This window comes from Micromonospora sp. NPDC050495 (assembly GCF_040655175.1).
In the GTDB taxonomy this organism is placed as follows: Bacteria; Actinomycetota; Actinomycetes; order Mycobacteriales; family Micromonosporaceae; genus Micromonospora.
Window position 1 is genome coordinate 122,526 of the sequence record NZ_JBFAJK010000005.1, and the last position, 18,685, is coordinate 141,210.

The following is an 18,685-nucleotide window of genomic DNA, read 5'->3' on the forward strand; positions in this document are numbered from 1 at the left end:
CGACCCCGGCCGCCGGCTCGGCTCCGACCTCGGCCCCCGGCTCCGGCTCCGGCTCCCCATTGCCGCGTCCGCTAGGACCGGCGGTGGTCGACACCCACGCACTGTCGACGGGCATCCGGCCGAGCGGCGCCAACGGTCGACGGGCCAACGCGGTTGACGGGTGCAACATGATCGACACGCGATGCGGCAAAGCGGGGCATCCGCGCAGCCGGAAGGCACGACATGCCGCAGCGTGCTCCGACCGGCAGGCGAGGCGGGGCGGGAGGAGGCGGGAGCGAGAGCAAGGACTGGAGAGGGCGGGTGAGCAGGGCACCGGCAAGGTAGTTATATGACCGTTTCAGGCTATTCCGAGTAGTCGGAGTGGCCGGTAGGGGTTTCGGCTGTTGTGGCGTAGGGCTGCGGCGATGGTGGTGATACCGGCCAGCCGGAGCAGGCTGATCGCGGTGTTGCGCAGGGTGGCCATGGCGCGGGGTGCGTTGCCGGTGCGCAGGCGGCTGGCGTCCTCGGCGTAGGTGGTGTCGCGGATGTGGTGCAGAGTCTCGATGGCCCAGTGCCCGCGTAGCCAGTCGGCCAGGTCGGCGGGGCTGGCCTGGGCTGCGGTCAGGTTGGTGATCGCGTAGACGGTGACGGTGGACCAGCGGCCGGTGGCCTGGTTGAGTCGTCGGCGGCGGATCCGTAGTGCTTGCACGGCGTGGGGGAAGTCCAGGGCGAGCGGCCCGGTGCAGGTGACTGCTTGCAGGCGGCGGATGTCGTAGCGGCCGTGTCCGCGGGTGCTGGTCTCGTCCTGGATCGGGATCTTCGCCCAGGGCAGGGTCTTGAGCTGGCGATACAGACGCGGCTGGTTCTTCTTCACGGTGAAGACGTAGGCGGCGTTCTTGTCGTCGACCAGCCAGCGGGCATGTTCGCGCTGGGTGTGTAACGCGTCGGCGGTGACGACCCCCGCGGTCAGGTCGAGAGGGCCCAGCAGCGGCTGGAAGCGGGTCAGCTCGTTGGTCTTGCCGTCGACGTCGACCTGGCCGAGGACCGCCCCGGTGTGCTGATCCAGCACGGCGAGCAGATGCACCTGCGCGCCGGCCGGGCCGCTGCCGCGCAGGGTTTTGCCGTCCACGCTGTACACCTGCCGGCCCGCGCCCGGCGATGGCCGGGACGCGAGGACCCACCGGCCGACCGTGTCGTCCAGCGCGTCGGCGTCGACACCGGCCAGGATCCGCCGGAACGTGGACTCGTCCGGAGCCCGGAACACCCCGGTGAACGGATCCCGGAACACGCCCAGCTCAGCGAGGACCTGCTGCGGCGCGTCAGCGGCCCACTCCGCGACCGCCGCCGCGGAGCGGGCACCGGCCAGCACCGCCGCGACCGCGGTGGCCAGGACTGCGGGCAGCGCGTGCACGACGCCACGGGGGTCGCGCCGGTCCGGTACTGCCGTCAATGCCGTGACCAGGCTTGACCTGCGCTGGACCGGTAGCGGCTCGTCCAGGCGGTCCGCGTGCACGGCCAACACGTCAATCAGCGATGATGATCCCAACGGGCGTGGTCCTCTTTGATCTTCCCAGACTCGACACCTGGATGATCACCGAAGGCCACGTCCGTCTCTATACCACCACGATCCGGAGCGTCCCAACCAACCGCTCACAACGGTCATATCGCTACCTTGCCGGAGCCCTGGGCGGGTGAGGGCGGGGCACGGCAGAACAGGACACCCGCCCAAGCGGGAAGGCACGACATGCCGCGAGACGGGTTCCCACCGAGCGGGACGACACCCGAGATGCGGCAAAACGGGGCATCCGGGCGGCGGGAAGGCACGAGATGCGGCAACTCGTGCCGCGCCCCAGCCGAGCGCGGGGCCGGGGACGGGGACGGAGGCGGGGACCGGGACGGGACGGGGACGGGACGGGGACGGGACGGGGACGGGACGGGGACGGGGACGGGACGGGGCAGGGACGGGGACGGCAACAGGCCCCGGCCGGGGGGGCCGGGGCCTGTTGCGAGGTGGTGCGGGGGCGGGTCAGTTGCCGCCGTTGGGGGCGCCGTGGCAGCGCTTGTACTTGCGGCCGGAGCCGCACGGGCAGGGCGCGTTGCGGGACGGGCCCTCGCTGCTGCCGTCCACCTGACCGGGGGCGGCCCGCCGGGCGGCGGTGCTGGCGGCGACGGCCTGGCCGCTCATGCCGTTCGGCGCGCGGCGGGGACCGGAGGTGGCGGGCCGCTGCGGGTTCTGGGTACGCCCGACGCCGAGGGCCGGCGCCTCCTGCTCGGCGCGCTCGATCACCGGGGCGCCCCGGCCGGCCTCGCCGTCCACGGCGGGCGCCGAGTATTGCAGGCCCTGCTGCGGAGCGTGGCCGAGGCCCTTGGCCCGGATCTCCACCGGCTTCTCCAGCAGCTGCACCTCCTCGGGCTCCGGCTCGGCCTCCTGGACCTGCACCTCCACGTTGTAGAGGAAGCCGACCGTCTCCTCCTTGATGCCGTCCATCATGGTGGCGAACATGTCGAAGCCCTCGCGCTGGTACTCGATGACCGGGTCGCGCTGGGCGTACGCCCGCAGGCTGATGCCTTCCTGGAGGTAGTCCATCTCGTACAGGTGCTCGCGCCACTTGCGGTCGATCACCTGGAGCAGGACCATCCGCTCGAGCTGGCGGACCGCCTCCACGCCGAGCTGCTCCTCGCGCCGGTCGTACGCGGCGTGCGCGTCCTCCTTGAGGCGGGCGAGCAGGAAGTCCTGGTCGAGGCCGGCCCGGGAGCCGACCTCCTCCTCCAGGTCCTCCAGGGTCACGGCGACCGGGTAGAGCTGCTTGAGGCTGGACCAGAGCTGCTCCAGGTCCCAGTCCTCGGCGTAGCCGTCGCTGGTGGCGCCCACGACGTACGCGCTGATCACGTCGTCGATCATGTTGCGGACCTGCTCGGAGAGGTCCTCGCCGTTGAGCACCCGGAGGCGCTCGGCGTAGATCACCTGGCGCTGCTTGTTGAGCACCTCGTCGTACTTGAGGACGTTCTTGCGGATCTCGGCGTTCTGGCCCTCGATCTGGGCCTGCGCGCTCTTGATCTGGCGGGTGACCATCTTCGACTCGATCGGCACGTCCTCCGGGATGTTGAAGCGGTCCATCACCGCCTCGACCGCGCCGGCCCGGAAGCGCTTCATCAGGTCGTCCTGCAGCGACAGGTAGAAGCGGGACTCGCCCGGGTCACCCTGCCGGCCGGCGCGACCGCGCAGCTGGTTGTCGATCCGCCGGGACTCGTGCCGCTCGGTGCCCAGCACGTAGAGGCCGCCGGCGGCGGCGACCTCCTCCGCCTCGACGTCGCAGGCCTGCTTCCACTTCGGCAGGATCTCCTCCATCGCCTTGGCGTACTCCTCCGGCTGCTCGACCGGGTCGAGGCCGCGCTGGCGGAGTTCGTTGGCGGCGAGGAACTCGGGGTTGCCACCGAGCAGGATGTCGGTGCCGCGGCCGGCCATGTTGGTCGCGACGGTGACCGCGCCCTTGCGCCCGGCCTGGGCGACGATCTCCGCCTCCTTGGCGTGGAACTTCGCGTTCAGCACGGAGTGCGGGATGCCCCGGCGGCGCAGCAGCTGGGAGAGGATCTCGGAATTCTCCACTGAGACCGTGCCGACCAGCACCGGCTGGCCCTGCTCGTGCCGCTCGGCGATGTCCTCGACCACGGCGTTGAACTTGGCCTTCTCGGTCTTGTAGATGACGTCCGCCCGGTCGAGGCGGACCATCGGCCGGTGCGTCGGGATGGTCACGACGCCGACCTTGTAGACCTTGTTGAACTCGCTCGCCTCGGTCTGGGCGGTACCGGTCATGCCGGAGAGCTTCTCGTAGAGGCGGAAGTAGTTCTGGAGGGTGATGGTGGCCAGGGTCTGGTTCTCCTGCTTGATCTCCACCCCCTCCTTGGCCTCGATCGCCTGGTGCATGCCCTCGTTGTAGCGGCGGCCGTGCAGGATGCGGCCGGTGAACTCGTCGACGATCAGGACCTCGCCGTCGCTGACGATGTAGTCCTTGTCGCGCTTGTAGAGCTCCTTGGCCTTGATCGCGTTGTTCATGTAGCCGACGAGCGGGGTGTTCACCGACTCGTAGAGGTTGTCGATGCCGAGCCGGTCCTCGATCTTGGCGACGCCGCGCTCGGTGATGGCGATGGTCCGCTTGGCGTGGTCGACCTCGTAGTCGCCCTCGCCGTCGGTGCCGGGCTGGAGGCGGGCCACCACGGCGGCGAACTCCTGGTACCAGCGGGCGGAGTGCTCGGCCGGGCCGGAGATGATCAGCGGGGTCCGGGCCTCGTCGATGAGGATCGAGTCGACCTCGTCGACCACCGCGAAGAAGTGGCCGCGCTGGACCAGTTCCTCGCGGGACCAGGCCATGTTGTCCCGCAGGTAGTCGAAGCCGAACTCGTTGTTGGTGCCGTAGGTGATGTCGCACTCGTACGCGGCGCGGTGCTCGCTGGCCGGCCGGTTGGGCAGCACCACGCCGACGCTCAGGCCGAGGAACTCGTGCACCCGGCCCATCCAGGCGGCGTCGCGCTCGGCCAGGTAGTCGTTGACCGTGATCACGTGCACGCCCTTGCCGGCGAGCGCGTTCAGGTAGACCGGCATGACCGAGGTCAGGGTCTTGCCCTCACCGGTCTTCATCTCGGCGATGTTGCCGAAGTGCAGCGCCGCGCCGCCCATCACCTGGACGTCGTAGGGCCGCTGGCCGAGCACGCGGGCGGCCGCCTCCCGGCACACCGCGAACGCCTCGGGCAGCAGGTCGTCGAGGGTTTCACCGTCGGCGAGCCGCTCCCTGAACTGGTCGGTCATGCCGCGCAGTTCGTCGTCGGTGAGGTTGACGTAGTCGTCCTCGATCGAGTTGACGGCGGCGGCGATGGCCTTGAGCCGACGCACCATACGGCCCGCGCCCGCGCTAAGGACCTTTTCCAGAATCGACACGGATCAACGCTCCCCTAGACAGTCTCGAACCATCGTAGGCGCTTCGACCCGGCGATGGTCACTGGTGGCGGCGGTCCGGGGCGGGGAACCCGACATATCGCCCCAGCGCCTCGCTGGCCGGCGGTTATCCGGTTACGCCCAACGCGAACGGTCCGGCAGGATGGCCCGATGGAGCCCGTGGAGATCGTCGAGGACGGCCTGCTGCTGCGACCCTGGCGGCCCGAGGACGCCGACGCGGTGTACCGCGCCTGCCAGGATCGGGACATCCAGCGCTGGACCACCGTACCCCGCCCGTACCTGCCCGAGCACGCCCTCGGCTTCGTCACCGGGGTCAGCGCCCGGGCCTGGGCCGAGGGCACCGGCGCTCCGTTCGCGGTCTGCGACGAACGGACCGGCGAACTCCTCGCCTCCTGCGGACTCGTCTCCATCGACCGGGCCCTGGACTCCGCCGAGGTGGGCTACTGGACGGCACCCTCGGCGCGGGGCCGGGGCGTGGCCGTCCGAGCCACCCGGGCGGTCGCCCGCTGGGCCTTCGACACGCTCAAGCTGCGCCGGTTGACCTGGCAGGCCGAGATCGGCAACCACGCCTCCCGTCTGGTCGCGCTCCGGGCCGGCTTCCGGGTCGAGGGCGAGTTGCGGCTCGCCCATCCGTCCGTCGACGGCCGCCCGGAGGGCTGGCTCGGCTCCCTCCTCCCGGCCGAGCTGGCCGCGCCCGACGGGCCCACCCCGTACGGCCCGGACACCCTGGCCGCCCGCCGGGCCGCCGTCTTCGGCCGGCCCCAGCCCGTCCTGTTCGCCACCGCGGTCGACACCGAGTTGCGGCTGCGCCCGCTGGACGACCGCGACCTCGACCCGATCGTGGCGACCTGCCGGGACGAGCAGACGGTCCGCTGGACCAGCGTCCCGCACCCCTACCAGCGGGCGGACGCCGAGGGCTTCGTGCGGGACTTCGCCGCCGCGGCCTGGGCCCGGGGCAGCGGGGCGTACTACGCGGTCGCCGACGCCGACGACCGGTACCTCGGCTCGCTCGACCTGCGGATCTCCCCCGCCGATCCGCTGGTGGCCGACGTGGGCTTCATGACCGCCCCGCCGGCCCGCGGCCGGGGCTACCTGCCGGCCGCGCTGACCGCGCTCTGCGCGTGGGGGTTCACCACGCTGGGGCTGGCCCGGGTGGAGTGGCGGGCCAACGTGGGCAACACCGCCTCCCGCCGGGCCGCCGAGAAGGCGGGCTTCGTCTTCGAGGGCACCACCCGGGGCGGGCTCCAGCACCGTGGCGAGCGGGTGGACGTCTGGGTGGCCGGGCTGCTCCCGGAGGACCTGGCGTGACCCCGGAGATCATCGAGGGGTACGGGGTACGGCTGCGGCCGTCCCGGCTGAGCGATCTGGCGGACACCGCCGCAGCCTGCGCCGACCCGGACATCCAGCGGTTCCTGCCCTTCCTGCCGAACCCGTACACCGAGGAGAGCGCCCGGTGGTGGATCACCGAGGGCGAGCCGGCGGTCTGGGCACGCGGCGGCGCGGCGTACACGGTCGCCGACCCGGCCACCGACCGGCTGCTCGGCGCGGCCGGCCTCAGCCACCCGCTGCCGGAACGCCGGCAGGCCGAGATCGGCTACTGGGTCGCGCCGTGGGCGCGCGGCCGGGGCGTGGCCACGGCCGCCACCCGCGCGCTGGCCGAGGCGGCCTTCGCCGCCGGCACCGCCCGGCTCGAACTGCTCACCCAGGAGGAGAACGCGGCCAGCCAGCGGGTGGCGCTGGCCGCCGGGTTCCGGTCCGAGGGGGTACGCCGGTCGGCCGGCCAGGGCCGGGACGCGCGGCACGACCTGGCCGTCTGGGTACGCCTCGCCGACGACCCGCCCGGGCCGACCGCCCGGCTGCTGCCGGACCTGCCCGACGGCCGGCTCACCGACGGCGTGGTGACGTTGCGCCGGGTGGGGCCGGCGGACGCCGACGCGCTGTACCGGCTGCACACGCTGCCGGAGGTGGTGGCGAACCGGGTGCCGCCGGTCCCGCCGACCCGGGAGTCGATCGCGCGGCGTTGCCGGCTGGCGGAGAGCCACTGGCTGGCCGGCCGCTCGGCCGATTTCGCCGTGCTGGACGCGGCCACCGGCGAGGTGGCCGGCGGCTGCGCGCTGGTCTACGACGAACCGGCCACCGGCCAGGCCATGCTCGGCTACAGCCTGCTGCCCGAGGCGCGCGGCCGGGGCCTGGCCACCCGGGCGGTACGCCTGGTGGCCGGCTGGGCCTTCGACGTGGGGCTGGCCCGGCTCTGGGCCGGCACCCGGCCGGAGAACCTGGGCTCGCAGCGGGTGCTGGCGAAGGCCGGCTTCGGCCGGGAAGGGCTGCTGCGCGGCCGGCTCCCCGGCCCGGACGGCACCCGCACCGACTCGGTGATCTTCGGGCTGCTCGCCACCGACGTCGCGCGGCGCCGGGGCGTCGGGGCGGCGGCCGGTGGTGGAACGGCGGGAGCCGCGGCGGGGTGACCCACCACGGCTCCCGGTCCGCACCGCGGGATGGTCAGGGTCCGGTGTCCAGCGAGATGATCCCGTAGTCGTAGGCGCGCCGACGGTAGACCACGCTCGGGCGGCCGGACTCCTTGTCCTGGAACAGGTAGAAGTCGTGGCCGACCAACTCCATCTGGAAGAGCGCGTCGTCGACGGTCATCGGCTCGGCGGGGTGCACCTTCGCCCGCGCGATGTGCCACGGCTGGTCGTCGTGTTCCTCGAGGCCACCGTCGTCGGGCCGGTCGGCGACCGCGGTGGCCGTGGCGTGGCCGTTCAGTACCGCCATTCCCGGCCCGTCCAGGTCGGCGACCGGTAGGTCGGCGGTGGCGGCCGCGACGGAGAGCGGCGCGTGTCGGCCGCGGTGCACCCGGCGCCGGTCGGCTGCCCGGCGGAACCGGGTGTCCAGTTTGGCGATCGCCGCGTCCAGCGCGCTGTAGAAATCATTTGTGCAGGCCTCGGCCCGGATCACCGGGCCGCGCGTCACGCAGGTGATTTCCACCCGCTGGCAGTGATCGGCCTGGCGCGGATTGCGCTCGTGGAACAACTCGACGTCCACGCGAATGAGCTTGTGGTCGTAGCGTTCGATCTTCGCGAGCTTTTCGGCTACGTGCACCCGGTAATGGTCCGGCACTTCGACGTTACGGCCCTTGACCACGATGTCCACGTGACCTCCCTTGTTCGGACGGTCGTTCGGTCCGGATCTTCGGAGTCGACGCGCCCTGGGAAAGTCCCGCTCGGCGTCGACCGATGTGTACGGCTACGCCTCCTTCCAAGTGCCGGGGGAAGGTTGGAGACCTCCTACCCCCGACACCAGAACGCTAACTCCTGTTCGGCCACCAGTCACCCCCAGTTGCCGAGGGAGGCCGCGAAATTTAACAGGTCATACACCTTGGGGTGAAACGGAAACACGAAGCGTCACGAATGGTGCCGCTTTTGCGTTGCGGCGAGCACGGCCGCGGCGTTTGGCGTCATTCCCGCGCCGCGCAGGACCCGACACACCGCCGCCAGGGTGGCCCCGGTGGTGACGATGTCGTCGAGCAGCACCACCGGCCCGTCCAGCGGCGCCGCACCCAGGCGGCGGCGCAGCCGGAACGCGGCGTCGGCCGCGGCGGCCCGGCCGGCGCTGTCCAGCGTCACCGAGTCCGGGCGGGGCAGCGCCCGCAGCGGCCGCAGCACGCGTACCGGCCAGCCGGCGCCGCGCAGCCGGGCCGCCGCGTGGCGGGTCAGCCGGCCCAGGTGGTCGCCGTAGCGGGCCCGGGCGGCCCGGGCGGTGTCCGGCACCGGCACCAGGGTCACCGGCCGCTCCGGGCCCACCGCCGCGGCCACCACCTCGGCGAGCAGCGCGCCCAGCGGCCGGGCCAGCCCGTGCCGGCCCCGCTCCTTGTACGCCAGCAGCCCGTCCCGCAGCGGGCCCGCGTACGGGCCGAGGGCGACGCAGGGCGGCAGGCCGGGCGGACAGGGATCGGGACGGGCCGGCGTGGGACGCAGCGCCGCCAGTGCGCCGGCGCAGGACGGGCAGAAGCCCTGCCGCAGGCCCGCGGACCGGGCGCGGCAGCCGGCGCAGGCGGCCGGCAGCACCAGATCGGTCAGGTCCGACCAGAGGCCGCCCAGGTCCGGCAGGCCAGTACCGCGTCGGTCCGGCAGGCCGCTACCGCCCCGGTCCGGCATGTCAGTACCGTCCCGGCATCTCAGTAGAGGAAGAAGGGCGCGGTCGGGTCGGTCGCCCGGCTGCCGGCCGGCACCTCCAGCACCTGCTCCCGCTTGATGTTGTCGAACGGGTTGTTCCGGTAGGCGGCCCGGTCCGCGCCGCTGCCCGCCTCGTACATGTAGGAGAAGGACGGCGGCCCCCCGACGGCGCCGCCGGGGTACGCGGCCAGCTGGGTCACCTCGGCGCCCAGGTTGGTCCGGAGGGCGGTCGCCTGGGTGCCGTCGACGGAGCTCTGGTGGATCGCCGGCCGCCGGTCCGCCTCCTCGCCGGCGAGGATCAGCTCGTTCTCCGCGATCCAGTCGACGGCGGTGATCGCGGTGACCAGGGTGGCCAGCCGGCGGGGCTGGCCCACGCTGATCACGCCGCCGTCCACGCTCACCGCGGCGACGTAGAGCGCGCCCCCGCTGACCAGGGCGATCCGGTGCCCGTCGAGGGAGCCGGCAACCGCCACGACCGGTCCGGGGACCGCCAGCGACACCAGGCTCATCGCGGCCGACGTCCCGTCGAACCGGTAGAGCTTGCCGTCGGCCGTCACCAGCCCGGCCGGGTGGTCCTTGTCCAGGGAGCGGAGCCAGGTGGGCCGGCCGATGGCGCGGTACGCCCCGCTGCTGGTGTTGAAGACGGTGACCGGCGCTGGACCGGAGCCGACCTTGAGCCGCTGCCGGCCGCCGGCCCCGGTCACCACGAGCGCGGCCAGGACCTGGTCGTCGGCGCGGGCCAGCGCCGCCGAGACCACGTTCTTGTTGGCGGCGGGCTCGATCGGCACGCCCGCCGTCGGCTCGTTGCCGATGGCGAGCGGGCGGATCGCCCCGTCGTAGACGGTGAACCGGGCCGGGAGGTCCCCGTGCGGGTAGGCGGCGTGCGCCGCCCGCTCCGGCTCCAGGTCGACGGTGCGGCGCTTCTGGTTCTGGATCTTCAGGTCGAGCTTGCCGACCAGGTCCGGCAGCGACCAGGCGAGCTGGGTGCCGAGCAGGGCGAGCTTCCCGTCGTTCGCCCCCGGCATGGTGAGGTTGACCTCCCAGTGCCCGTCCGCGCCGGTGGCGTTGTTGATCGGCCGGGTGCCGTCGGGAAGCCCGGTGACCCCCGGGGCGAGCCAGTCGGAGGGCCCGCCCGCGAGCCACTTCACCACGTCGGTGACCCGCCGCTCCGTCGACACGGACGAGGGGAGGTACCGCAGGTCGGGCACCAGCCGGGTCTGGTCCGAGTTCCAGAAGTAGATGGTGCGCGACCGGTAGTACTCGCGCAGCGCGGTGTCCCGCACCAGCAGCACGTTCGGCAGGTCGGTGATCAGCAGCGCCTGGCCCGGCTCGGTGCGGCGCAGCCGGAACACGTACTCGGTCTCGTTGGCCACCGGCGGGGCCAGGGTGCCGTCCGCACGCAGCACCCCGACCTGCTGCACCTTCACGGTCACCGCGCTGGTGCCCTGGTTGTTCGGCGGCGTGACCTCGAGCTTCTCCCGCAGCCGCACCACGGTCAGCTCGATCTCGCTGCTCTGTTTCTCGCGCAGCCGGGCCTGCGACTCCTGCGCGACGAATTCCTTCACCCGGGTGTACGCCTGCTCGCGCTCCCCGGCGGCGGCCGCCCGCAGGTAGTTCTCGATGAACTGCCCCGGCTCGTTGCTGTCTTCCGGCTTGGGCGGCCGGGCCGGGCTGCCGTTGAGCGCGCCGGCCTCGGCGGCCGGACCGGAGCCGTCGACCTGGACCTCGGTCTGGTCCGGCAGGCCGCAGCCGGTCAAACCGGCGGGGAGCAGCGCGCCGGCCAGCAGCGCGGTCAGCAGGCGGCGCCGCCCGGCGCGGCGGACCGGCCCGCCGTACGCGGTCACGATGTCACCTCGGCCCGGTCCGCGCCGTCCGCCGGCCCGACCGCCAGCGCGCCGGCCCCGCTGCCCGGCCCGATGGCGAGCAGGCCGCCGTCGCGGGGGCCGCCGAACGGCAGCGCGGCGTCGGCCGGCACCAGCCGCAGCGGGGAGGTGGTCAGCCGGTCACCGGCCCGGGCCGGCAGGGTCAGCCGGAACTGGGCGCCCTGGCCGGGCGCGCCCCAGGCCTCCAGCCAGCCGCCGTGCAGCCGGGCGTCCTCCAGGCTGATCGACAGTCCCAGGCCGGTGCCGCCGGTCTGCCGAGCCCGGGACGGGTCGGCCCGCCAGAACCGGTTGAAGACCAGCTTCTCCTCGCCCGGCTTGAGCCCGACGCCGTGGTCGCGCACGGTGACCGCCACCGCGCTCTGGTCCAGCCCCAGGGTGATCCGGACCGGCTTGGCCTCGCCGTGCTCGACGGCGTTGCCGACCAGGTTGCGCAGCACCCGTTCGACCCGGCGCGGGTCCACCTCGGCGATCACCGCAGTGTCCGGCAGGTCCAGCTCGATGGCCACCCCGACCCGCTCGGCCAGCCCCGCCAGCCGCTCGGCCACCCGGTGCACCACCGGCACCAGGTCGGTGGGCTCGGAGTCCAGCACCGCGAAGCCGGCGTCGAAGCGGCTGATCTCCAGCAGGTCGGTGAGCAGTTCCTCGAACCGGTCCAGCTCGGCCTGGAGCAGCTCGGCGCTGCGGGCCACCGCCGGGTCGAACTCGTCCCGCTCGGCGAAGATCAGATCGGCGGCCATCCGGACCGTGGTCAGCGGGGTCCGCAGCTCGTGCGAGACGTCGGAGGTGAACCGCCGCTGCAACCGGGACATCTCCTCCAGCCGGAGGATCTGCCGTTGCAGGTTGGTCGCCATCTGGTTGAACGAGGCGGCGAGCAGGGCCAGGTCGTCCTCGCCGTTGACCACCATGCGCTGGTCGAGCAGGCCGGCGGAGAGCCGCTGGGCGGTCCGGGCGGCTACCCGGACCGGGGTCACCACCAGCCGGGTGACCAGGGCCGCGAGCAGCCCGAGCAGGAGCACCAGGGCGGCGCCGGTGGCGACCACGGTGGCCCGGGCGTCGGCCGCGGTGGCGTCCTGCCGGGCCAGCGGTACGAGGTAGTAGAGCTCCACCTGGCCGAACTTGGTCGGCACCGGCGAGCCGTACACCAGGTATTTGGCGCGTTCGCCGTCGAGCGTGCCGGTGCGGATCTGGTGGGCGATCTTGCCGGCGGCGACCTTGGACCGCAGCTCCGGCCCGATCAGCGGGCGGATCTGGACGTCCGGCGAGGTACGCGGCTCGATGAACGCGGTGAAGTTGTCCGCGGTGATCGCCACGACCACCCCGCTGGTCTGCGCCGGGTCACCGCCGGCCAGGTAGTTGACCGTGCCGTCGATGGTGTCCTGGAGCTGGGCCTCCTGCGGCGAGCTGTAGAGGTTGAACTGCTTCGAGGCGTACTCGCTGCCGTTGCGCAGCCGCAGCAGCACGTCGGTCTCGGCGTTCTCCAGCAGGATGCCGGTGATCTTGTCGGCGATCAGGTAGGCGAACCCGCCCACCAGCAGGCTCGACGCCACCAGCGTGATGGTCACCACCCGGACCTGGAGCGACCGCCGCCAGGTGCGATGCAGGCCGGAGGTGAGCCCTGCCGCCTGCCCGGCCACCGCACGCCACAGCGCCCGCACGGCGCGCAGCCGGCGGGTCACCAGGGTCGGCAGGTCGGAGGGCGGCGAGGTCAACACAGTGCGACCAGGCTATCCGGTACCCGCCTTGTAACCCACGCCCCGAACCGTGAGGATGATTTCCGGTCGCTCCGGATCCGGCTCGATCTTGGCGCGTAGCCGCTGCACGTGCACGTTGACCAGCCGGGTGTCGGCGGCGTGCCGGTAGCCCCAGACCTGCTCCAGGAGCACCTCGCGGGTGAACACCTGGCGCGGCTTGCGGGCGAGCGCGACCAGCAGGTCGAACTCCAGCGGCGTCAGTTTCACCTCCTCGTCGTCCCGGCTGACCGTGTGCGCCGGCACGTCGATGGTGATCTGGTTGCCGGGCGGGCCGATGGTGAGCAGTTCCGGCGCCACGTCCTCGCCCCGGCGCAGGCGGGCCCGCATCCGGGCGACCAGTTCCTTGGGCTTGAACGGCTTGACCACGTAGTCGTCGGCGCCGGACTCCAGCCCGAGCACCACGTCGACGGTGTCGCTCTTGGCGGTGAGCATGACGATCGGCACACCGGACTCGGCCCGGATCGCCCGGGCCACGTCGATGCCGCTCATCCCGGGCAGCATCAGGTCGAGCAGGACGATGTCGGGCCGACTGTCACGGAACGCGGCCAGTGCCCGTTCCCCGTCCGCGACGAAGGAGGGCACGAAGCCCTCGCTGCGCAGGACGATGCCGAGCATCTCGGCGAGCGCTGGGTCGTCGTCGACGACCAGTACCCGGGCTCTCATGGGGTTTATCGTTCCATCCCCGTTCGTTTCGGAGGGTTCGGCGTCATCACACGGCACGGTACTGCGGTGGGCGGCCCGGCACCACAGTCGCCGACCAGGACTGCCCGCGTGGCGTGCCGCGGGTCGGCGGGTCAGCCGGAACCGGACCGGCCGTGCAACCATGATCCCCCGGGCGCGCCGCCGCCCGCCACCACCGCTCGTTCAGCAGGAGTACGCGTGCCCGACGCCGGCCCGACCGCCGTGCTGCCGCGCCGCCCGCTGACCGTGGGCGAGTTGCTGGACTCGGCCGTCCTGCTGCTGCGCGACCAGGCCCGGCTGCTGGTCCCGCTCGGTGTCCTGCTGGCCCTGGGCGAGCAACTGCTGCTGCACCCGCTGCGGGTGCTGGCCGCCACCCGGCCGCCCGAGTGGCTGCCCGACAGCGATCGGCTCGGCACGTACTGGCTGTTGCTCGCGGTGGGAGCGGGCACCGAGGCGGCGATCATCGCGCTGCTCGGCAACCCGGCGGCCCGGGCCGCCGGAGCGGCGCTGCTGGGCCGCCGGGCCCGCCCCGCCGAGCTGCTCCGCCCGGCCCGCTGGGTGGCCAGCCTGCTGTTCGCGGCGGCGGCCGGCTGCGCCGTCGGGCTGGCCGGGTTGGCCGGGCCGGCCTGGTTCGTGGCGTACGCGCTGCTCGGGGCGCTGATCCCGGCGCTCGTGGTGGACCGGGTCCCGGTCCACCGGGCACCGGGGCGGGCGCTGCGGCTCGCGGTGCGCGGCGGCGGGCGGGCCGGCGGGATCCGACTCCTCGGCTATCTGGGCTGGTGGCTGCTCCGGCTGGCGGTCGGCCTCGGCGCCTACCACGGCCTCGAGCTGCTCGGCCTCTTCGACGTCCAGGCGTGGGCGCTGCCGATCGCCACGGTCTGCTGGGTCGCGGTGAACGCCGTCGCCTACCCGGCGCTGGCCTGCCTGGACGCGGTGTTGCACCTGGAGACCCGGATGCGCTCCGAGGGGCTGGACATCCGGCTGTCCCGGGCCCCGGCCGGCGTCCCGGAACCCGTCCTGCTGGCGGTGCGGCGGTGAGCCGCTGGTGGACCGAGACGGTCGCCGCGCTCGGCGACGTCGTGCCGCTGCCGCTGGCCGCCCTGCTCCTGCTGCTCGCCGCCCTGCTGGCCGCCCTGGGCTGGTACTTCTTCCCGGCCTGGGTGCCCCGCCGGCTGCCGCGCCTGGGCCTGCCGCGGCTGCGGCTGCCCCGACTGCGGCTGCCCCGGCTACGGCTGCCCCGACTGCGGCTGCCACGCCGCCGCCGGCGGGCGGTCCGGACGGCCACGGTCGTACCGACGGTGCCCGCGCCCCGGGCGCCGGACGCGGGCCCGACCGGACTCGCCGACCGGCTCGCGGCCGAGGGGCGGTACGCCGAGGCGGTCCGGGAACGGCTGCGCGAGATGGTCGGTGACCTGGTGGCCCGGCAGGTGGTGGCGCACCGCCCCGGGATGACCGTCACCGAGCTGACCACGGCCGTGGCGTACGCCCGGCCCCGGGTGCAGCCGACCCTGCACGCGGCCGGCGCGATCTTCTCCGACCTGTGGTACGCGCAGCGCCCCGCCACCCGGCAGCACGACGACCGGATGCGCGACCTCGCCACCGAGCTGCGCCGGGACCTGGCCGGCGAGGGTGCGCGCGGATGACGGCCGTCCCCGCTCCGCCCCGGCCGGCCGCCGCCGCGCGCCCGCGCCGCCGGCACCGGCTGCTGATCCCGCTGGCGGTCGCGGTGCTGCTGATCGTGGCCACCCTGGTCCTGCACGCCGTGGACCAGCCCGACCCGGACGACCCCGGTTTCCTCTCGCCGGTCGCCACCGGGGACGACGGCGGCAGCCGGCTCGCCGCGGCGCTGCGCGACCAGGGCGTACCGGTGCGCCGGGAGACCGACACCGGGCGGGCGCTGGCGGCCGCCCGGACCGGCCCGACCACCCTCTTCGTGCCCGCCCCCGGCCTGGTCCACCCGACCACCCTGGACGAGCTGGGTTACCTGCCGCCCGGCAGCCGGCTGGTCCTGGTCGACCCGTCCCGGCGGGTGGTGGACGGCCTGGGCCTGCCGCTGCGCCTGACCGGGCGGCGCTGGGCCACCCGGGTCAGCGCCCCGGACGCCGACGGTCGCCCGTGCCCGCTGCCGGAGGCCGCCCGGGCCGGCGCCGCCGCCGCCGACCGCCAGCGGTACGCCGCCCGCCCCGGCCGGCCCGCCGCCCGCTGCTACGCCGGCGGCCTGGTCCGGGTGCCGTGGCGCACCGAGGTGGTGGTGATCGGGGCCAGCGACCCGTTCCGCAACGACCGGATCGACGAGGGGGGCAACCGGGACCTCGCCACCGGCCTGCTCGGCGGCGCCCGACCGGTGGTCTGGCTCGACCTGCCCGGCCCGGCCCCCGCGCCCACCGGCCCGAGCGCGTCGCCGACGCCGGGCGACGGGGACCGGCCCGGCCGGGGGACGGGCGACGGGCGGGACCCGGCCGGTTCGGACGGCCGCGAACAGGACCGGGCGGGCGAGCGGCCGCCCTGGGACAACCCGCTCTGGGACGCCTTCCCGGCCTGGTTCTGGGCGCTGCTGGCCCAGCTCGCGCTGGCCGGCCTGCTGGTGCTGCTCTGGCGGGCCCGGCGGCTCGGCCCACCGGTGCCGGAGCCGCTGCCGGTGACCGTCCGCTCCGCCGAGACGGTGCTCGGCCGGGCCCGGCTCTACCAGCGGGCCGGCGCCCGGGACAGCGCCGCCGAGACGCTGCGCGCCGCCGCCCGCGACCGGCTGCTGCCCCGGCTCAACCTGCCCGCCGACGCCGCGCCGGCCGAGGTGGCCGCCCGGGTCGCCGCGTACACCGGCGACGACCCGGACCGCGTGGCGGAACTGCTGCACGGTGCCGCCCCGGAGAACGACCAGGAGCTGCTGGCGCTGGCGCGCGACCTGGACGCCCTGACCCGTACCGTCGCTCATCCGACCGAAGGAGATCCCCGGTGACCGGACCCGTCATCGCCGCGCCGACCGTCGCGCAGCCCGACGCCCGCGCCGCCCTGCACCGGCTGCGGGCCGAGGTGGCCAAGGCCGTGGTCGGCCAGGACGCGGTGGTCACCGGCCTGGTGCTCGCCCTGCTCTGCCGCGGGCACGTGCTGCTGGAGGGCGTGCCGGGGGTGGCCAAGACGCTGCTGATCCGGACCGTGGCCACCGCGCTGGACCTGGGGTCCAAGCGGGTGCAGTTCACCCCGGACCTGATGCCGGGTGACGTGACCGGCTCGTTGATCTTCGACCCGCACACCGCCGCGTTCACCTTCCGGGAGGGGCCGGTCTTCACCAACCTGCTGCTCGCCGACGAGATCAACCGGACTCCGCCGAAGACCCAGGCGGCGCTGCTGGAGGTGATGGAGGAGCGGCAGGTCTCCGTCGAGGGCGAGCGTCGCCCGCTGCCCGAGCCGTTCATCGTCGCGGCCACCCAGAACCCGATCGAGTACGAGGGCACCTACCCGCTGCCCGAGGCGCAGCTCGACCGGTTCCTGCTCAAGCTGACCGTGCCGCTGCCCACCCGGGACGAGGAGCTGGGCGTGCTGCGCGCCCACCACGCCGGCTTCGACCCGCGGGACCTGCGGGCGGCCGGCGTACGGCCGGTGGCCACCGCGGCGGACCTGGCCGCCGCCCGCGAGGCGGTCGGCCGGGTGCACGTGGCCGAGCCGGTGCTCGGCTACATGGTGGACCTGTGCCGGGCCACCCGGGCCGCCCCCGCGCTGGAGCTGGGCGCCTCGCCCCGGGGCGCCACCGCGCTGCTCAGCACCGCCAAGGCGTGGTCCTGGCTGGCCGGGCGGGACCACGTCACCCCGGACGACGTGAAGGCGGTCGCCCGGCCCACCCTGCGGCACCGGCTCCGGCTGCGCCCGGAGGTGGAGCTGGAGGGCGTCACCGTCGACGCGGTGCTGGACGCGGTGCTGGCCACCGTGCCGACCCCGCGATGACCCGGCGGGCGGCGCTGCTGCTCGGGCTGGGCGCGGCCACCCTCCCGGCCTGGCCGGCGCCGTTCCTCGGCGTCGCGCTGATGACCGGGGTGGTGCTGCTGCTCGTCGCGCTGGACTGGGCCCTCGCCGCGCCGCCGCACGCGCTCACCGCCACCCGCGACGGGGACCGGGTGGTCCGGCTGGGCGGCACGGCCACCGTCACGCTGCGGCTGGCCAACGGCTCCGACCGGACCCTGTACGCCCAGGTGCGCGACGCCTGGGTGCCCTCGGCCGGGGCCCGCCCCGACGTGCCGCCCGAGCAGGTGCTCACGGTCGAGCCGGGCGGCGTCGCCACGCTGCCGGTGCGGCTCACCCCGACCCGGCGCGGCGACCGGCCCGCGGCGGCGCTGACCGTACGCTCGCTGGGGCCGCTGCGGCTGGCGTTCCGGCAGCGGGCCGGCCGGCCCGGCACGCCACCGTGGACGCTGCGCGCGCTGCCCCGCTTCGACTCCCGGCGGCACCTGCCGGAGAAGCTGTCGAAGCTGCGGATCATCGACGGCGTCCAGGTCACCCGGGGGCGCGGCCAGGGCACCGAGTTCGACACCCTGCGCGAGTACGTGATCGGCGACGACGTCCGGTCGATCGACTGGCGGGCCAGCGCCCGCCGCGCCGACGTGCTGGTGCGGACGTGGCGGCCGGAGCGGGACCGGCGGCTGGTCTGCGTGCTGGACACCGGCCGCACCGCCGCGGTACGGGTCGGGGACGAACCCCGGCTGGACACCGCGATCGACGCGGCGCTGCTGCTCACCGCGCTGGCCGCCCGCGCCGGCGACCGGGTCGACCTGCTCGCCGCCGACGCCACGGTCCGGGCCACGGTCACCGGCAGCGGCCGGCCGGCGCTGCTCGCCCGGCTGGTCGACGCGGTCGCCCCGCTCCAGCCGGCCCTGGTGGAGACGGACTTCGAGCTGATCGCCGGGGAGGTGCTGCGCCGGGAGCGGCAACGCAGCCTCGTGGTGCTCTTCACCGCGCTGGAGGCGGGGGCGCTCGGCGAAGGGCTGCTGCCGGTGCTGCCCCGGCTGGCGGCCCGGCACCGGGTGGTGCTCGCGGCGACCCACGACCCGGTGCTCACCGGGCTGACCGTCGGGCCACCGGCGACGCCGGACGACGCGTACGCCGCCGCGGCCGCCTGGCGGGCCCTGGCCGAGCGGGAGCGGGTCCGGGCCGCGCTGTCCCGGCACGGGGTGACCGTGGTGGACGCGCCGGCCGACCGGCTCGCCCCGGCGGTCGCCGACACCTACCTGCGGCTCAAGTCCCTCGGCCAGCTCTGACCCGACCCGTTCTTGACCCGAA

Annotated in this window: 14 protein-coding genes; 7 read left to right on the forward strand and 7 right to left on the reverse strand. The window is 74.4% G+C overall.

What is annotated here, in order from left to right; all coding sequences use genetic code 11:
* Positions 1–337 precede the first annotated feature (337 nt).
* Together AB0I11_RS08615 and secA are read right to left on the reverse strand one after the other, a co-directional pair.
* Positions 338–1,501, reverse strand: a complete 1,164-nt coding sequence (locus AB0I11_RS08615; protein ID WP_357315518.1) for an ISAs1 family transposase — start codon at positions 1,499–1,501, stop codon at positions 338–340.
* 504 nt (positions 1,502–2,005) lie between these two features.
* Complete coding sequence (gene secA / locus AB0I11_RS08620; RefSeq protein WP_357315521.1) at positions 2,006–4,912, reverse strand: preprotein translocase subunit SecA; 2,907 nt, start codon at positions 4,910–4,912, stop codon at positions 2,006–2,008.
* 168 nt (positions 4,913–5,080) lie between these two features.
* Between secA and AB0I11_RS08625 the strand changes: the two genes are divergently transcribed.
* Both AB0I11_RS08625 and AB0I11_RS08630 read left to right on the forward strand, forming a co-directional pair.
* On the forward strand, positions 5,081–6,238 hold the full coding sequence (locus tag AB0I11_RS08625) for a GNAT family N-acetyltransferase (RefSeq protein ID WP_357315524.1): 1,158 nt from the start codon (positions 5,081–5,083) through the stop codon (positions 6,236–6,238).
* Complete coding sequence (locus AB0I11_RS08630) at positions 6,235–7,395, forward strand: GNAT family N-acetyltransferase (RefSeq protein WP_357315527.1); 1,161 nt, start codon at positions 6,235–6,237, stop codon at positions 7,393–7,395. Before AB0I11_RS08625 ends, AB0I11_RS08630 begins: the two co-directional genes overlap by 4 nt.
* 34 nt (positions 7,396–7,429) lie before the next feature.
* Here AB0I11_RS08630 and raiA read toward each other — a convergent pair whose 3' ends face one another.
* The 5 genes from raiA to mtrA form a co-directional block, all read right to left on the reverse strand.
* The gene (gene raiA / locus AB0I11_RS08635; RefSeq protein WP_357315530.1) at positions 7,430–8,080 is read right to left on the reverse strand and encodes a ribosome-associated translation inhibitor RaiA; all 651 of its coding nucleotides are present in this window, start codon (positions 8,078–8,080) and stop codon (positions 7,430–7,432) included.
* A 251-nt stretch (positions 8,081–8,331) separates the two neighbouring features.
* Positions 8,332–9,036 (reverse strand): ComF family protein, encoded by a 705-nt coding sequence (locus AB0I11_RS08640; protein WP_357315892.1) that lies wholly within the window; start codon positions 9,034–9,036, stop codon positions 8,332–8,334.
* 68 nt (positions 9,037–9,104) lie between these two features.
* Positions 9,105–10,946, reverse strand: coding sequence for an LpqB family beta-propeller domain-containing protein (locus AB0I11_RS08645; protein WP_357315533.1), 1,842 nt, complete (start codon positions 10,944–10,946; stop codon positions 9,105–9,107).
* A complete protein-coding gene (gene mtrB / locus AB0I11_RS08650; RefSeq protein ID WP_357315896.1) occupies positions 10,943–12,640 on the reverse strand; it encodes an MtrAB system histidine kinase MtrB in 1,698 nt (565 codons plus the stop codon). Before mtrB ends, AB0I11_RS08645 begins: the two co-directional genes overlap by 4 nt.
* Before the next feature lie 69 nt (positions 12,641–12,709).
* Entirely contained in the window at positions 12,710–13,399 is a 690-nt protein-coding gene (gene mtrA / locus AB0I11_RS08655; RefSeq protein WP_357315537.1) for an MtrAB system response regulator MtrA, read from the reverse strand.
* A gap of 216 nt (positions 13,400–13,615) precedes the next feature.
* On the opposite strand from mtrA, the gene AB0I11_RS08660 reads away from it, so the two are divergent.
* The 5 genes from AB0I11_RS08660 to AB0I11_RS08680 are packed head-to-tail and all read left to right on the forward strand — an operon-like array spanning position 13,616 to position 18,663.
* Positions 13,616–14,455: a hypothetical protein gene (locus AB0I11_RS08660; protein WP_357315539.1), complete on the forward strand. Its 840-nt coding sequence runs from the start codon at positions 13,616–13,618 to the stop codon at positions 14,453–14,455.
* The gene (locus AB0I11_RS08665) at positions 14,452–15,060 is read left to right on the forward strand and encodes a DUF4129 domain-containing protein (RefSeq protein WP_357315542.1); all 609 of its coding nucleotides are present in this window, start codon (positions 14,452–14,454) and stop codon (positions 15,058–15,060) included. Before AB0I11_RS08660 ends, AB0I11_RS08665 begins: the two co-directional genes overlap by 4 nt.
* Positions 15,057–16,373, forward strand: a complete 1,317-nt coding sequence (locus tag AB0I11_RS08670; RefSeq protein ID WP_357315544.1) for a DUF4350 domain-containing protein — start codon at positions 15,057–15,059, stop codon at positions 16,371–16,373. Before AB0I11_RS08665 ends, AB0I11_RS08670 begins: the two co-directional genes overlap by 4 nt.
* Positions 16,370–17,356: a MoxR family ATPase gene (locus AB0I11_RS08675; protein WP_357315547.1), complete on the forward strand. Its 987-nt coding sequence runs from the start codon at positions 16,370–16,372 to the stop codon at positions 17,354–17,356. Before AB0I11_RS08670 ends, AB0I11_RS08675 begins: the two co-directional genes overlap by 4 nt.
* Positions 17,353–18,663, forward strand: coding sequence for a DUF58 domain-containing protein (locus tag AB0I11_RS08680; RefSeq protein WP_357315550.1), 1,311 nt, complete (start codon positions 17,353–17,355; stop codon positions 18,661–18,663). Before AB0I11_RS08675 ends, AB0I11_RS08680 begins: the two co-directional genes overlap by 4 nt.
* Positions 18,664–18,685: the final 22 nt, after the last annotated feature.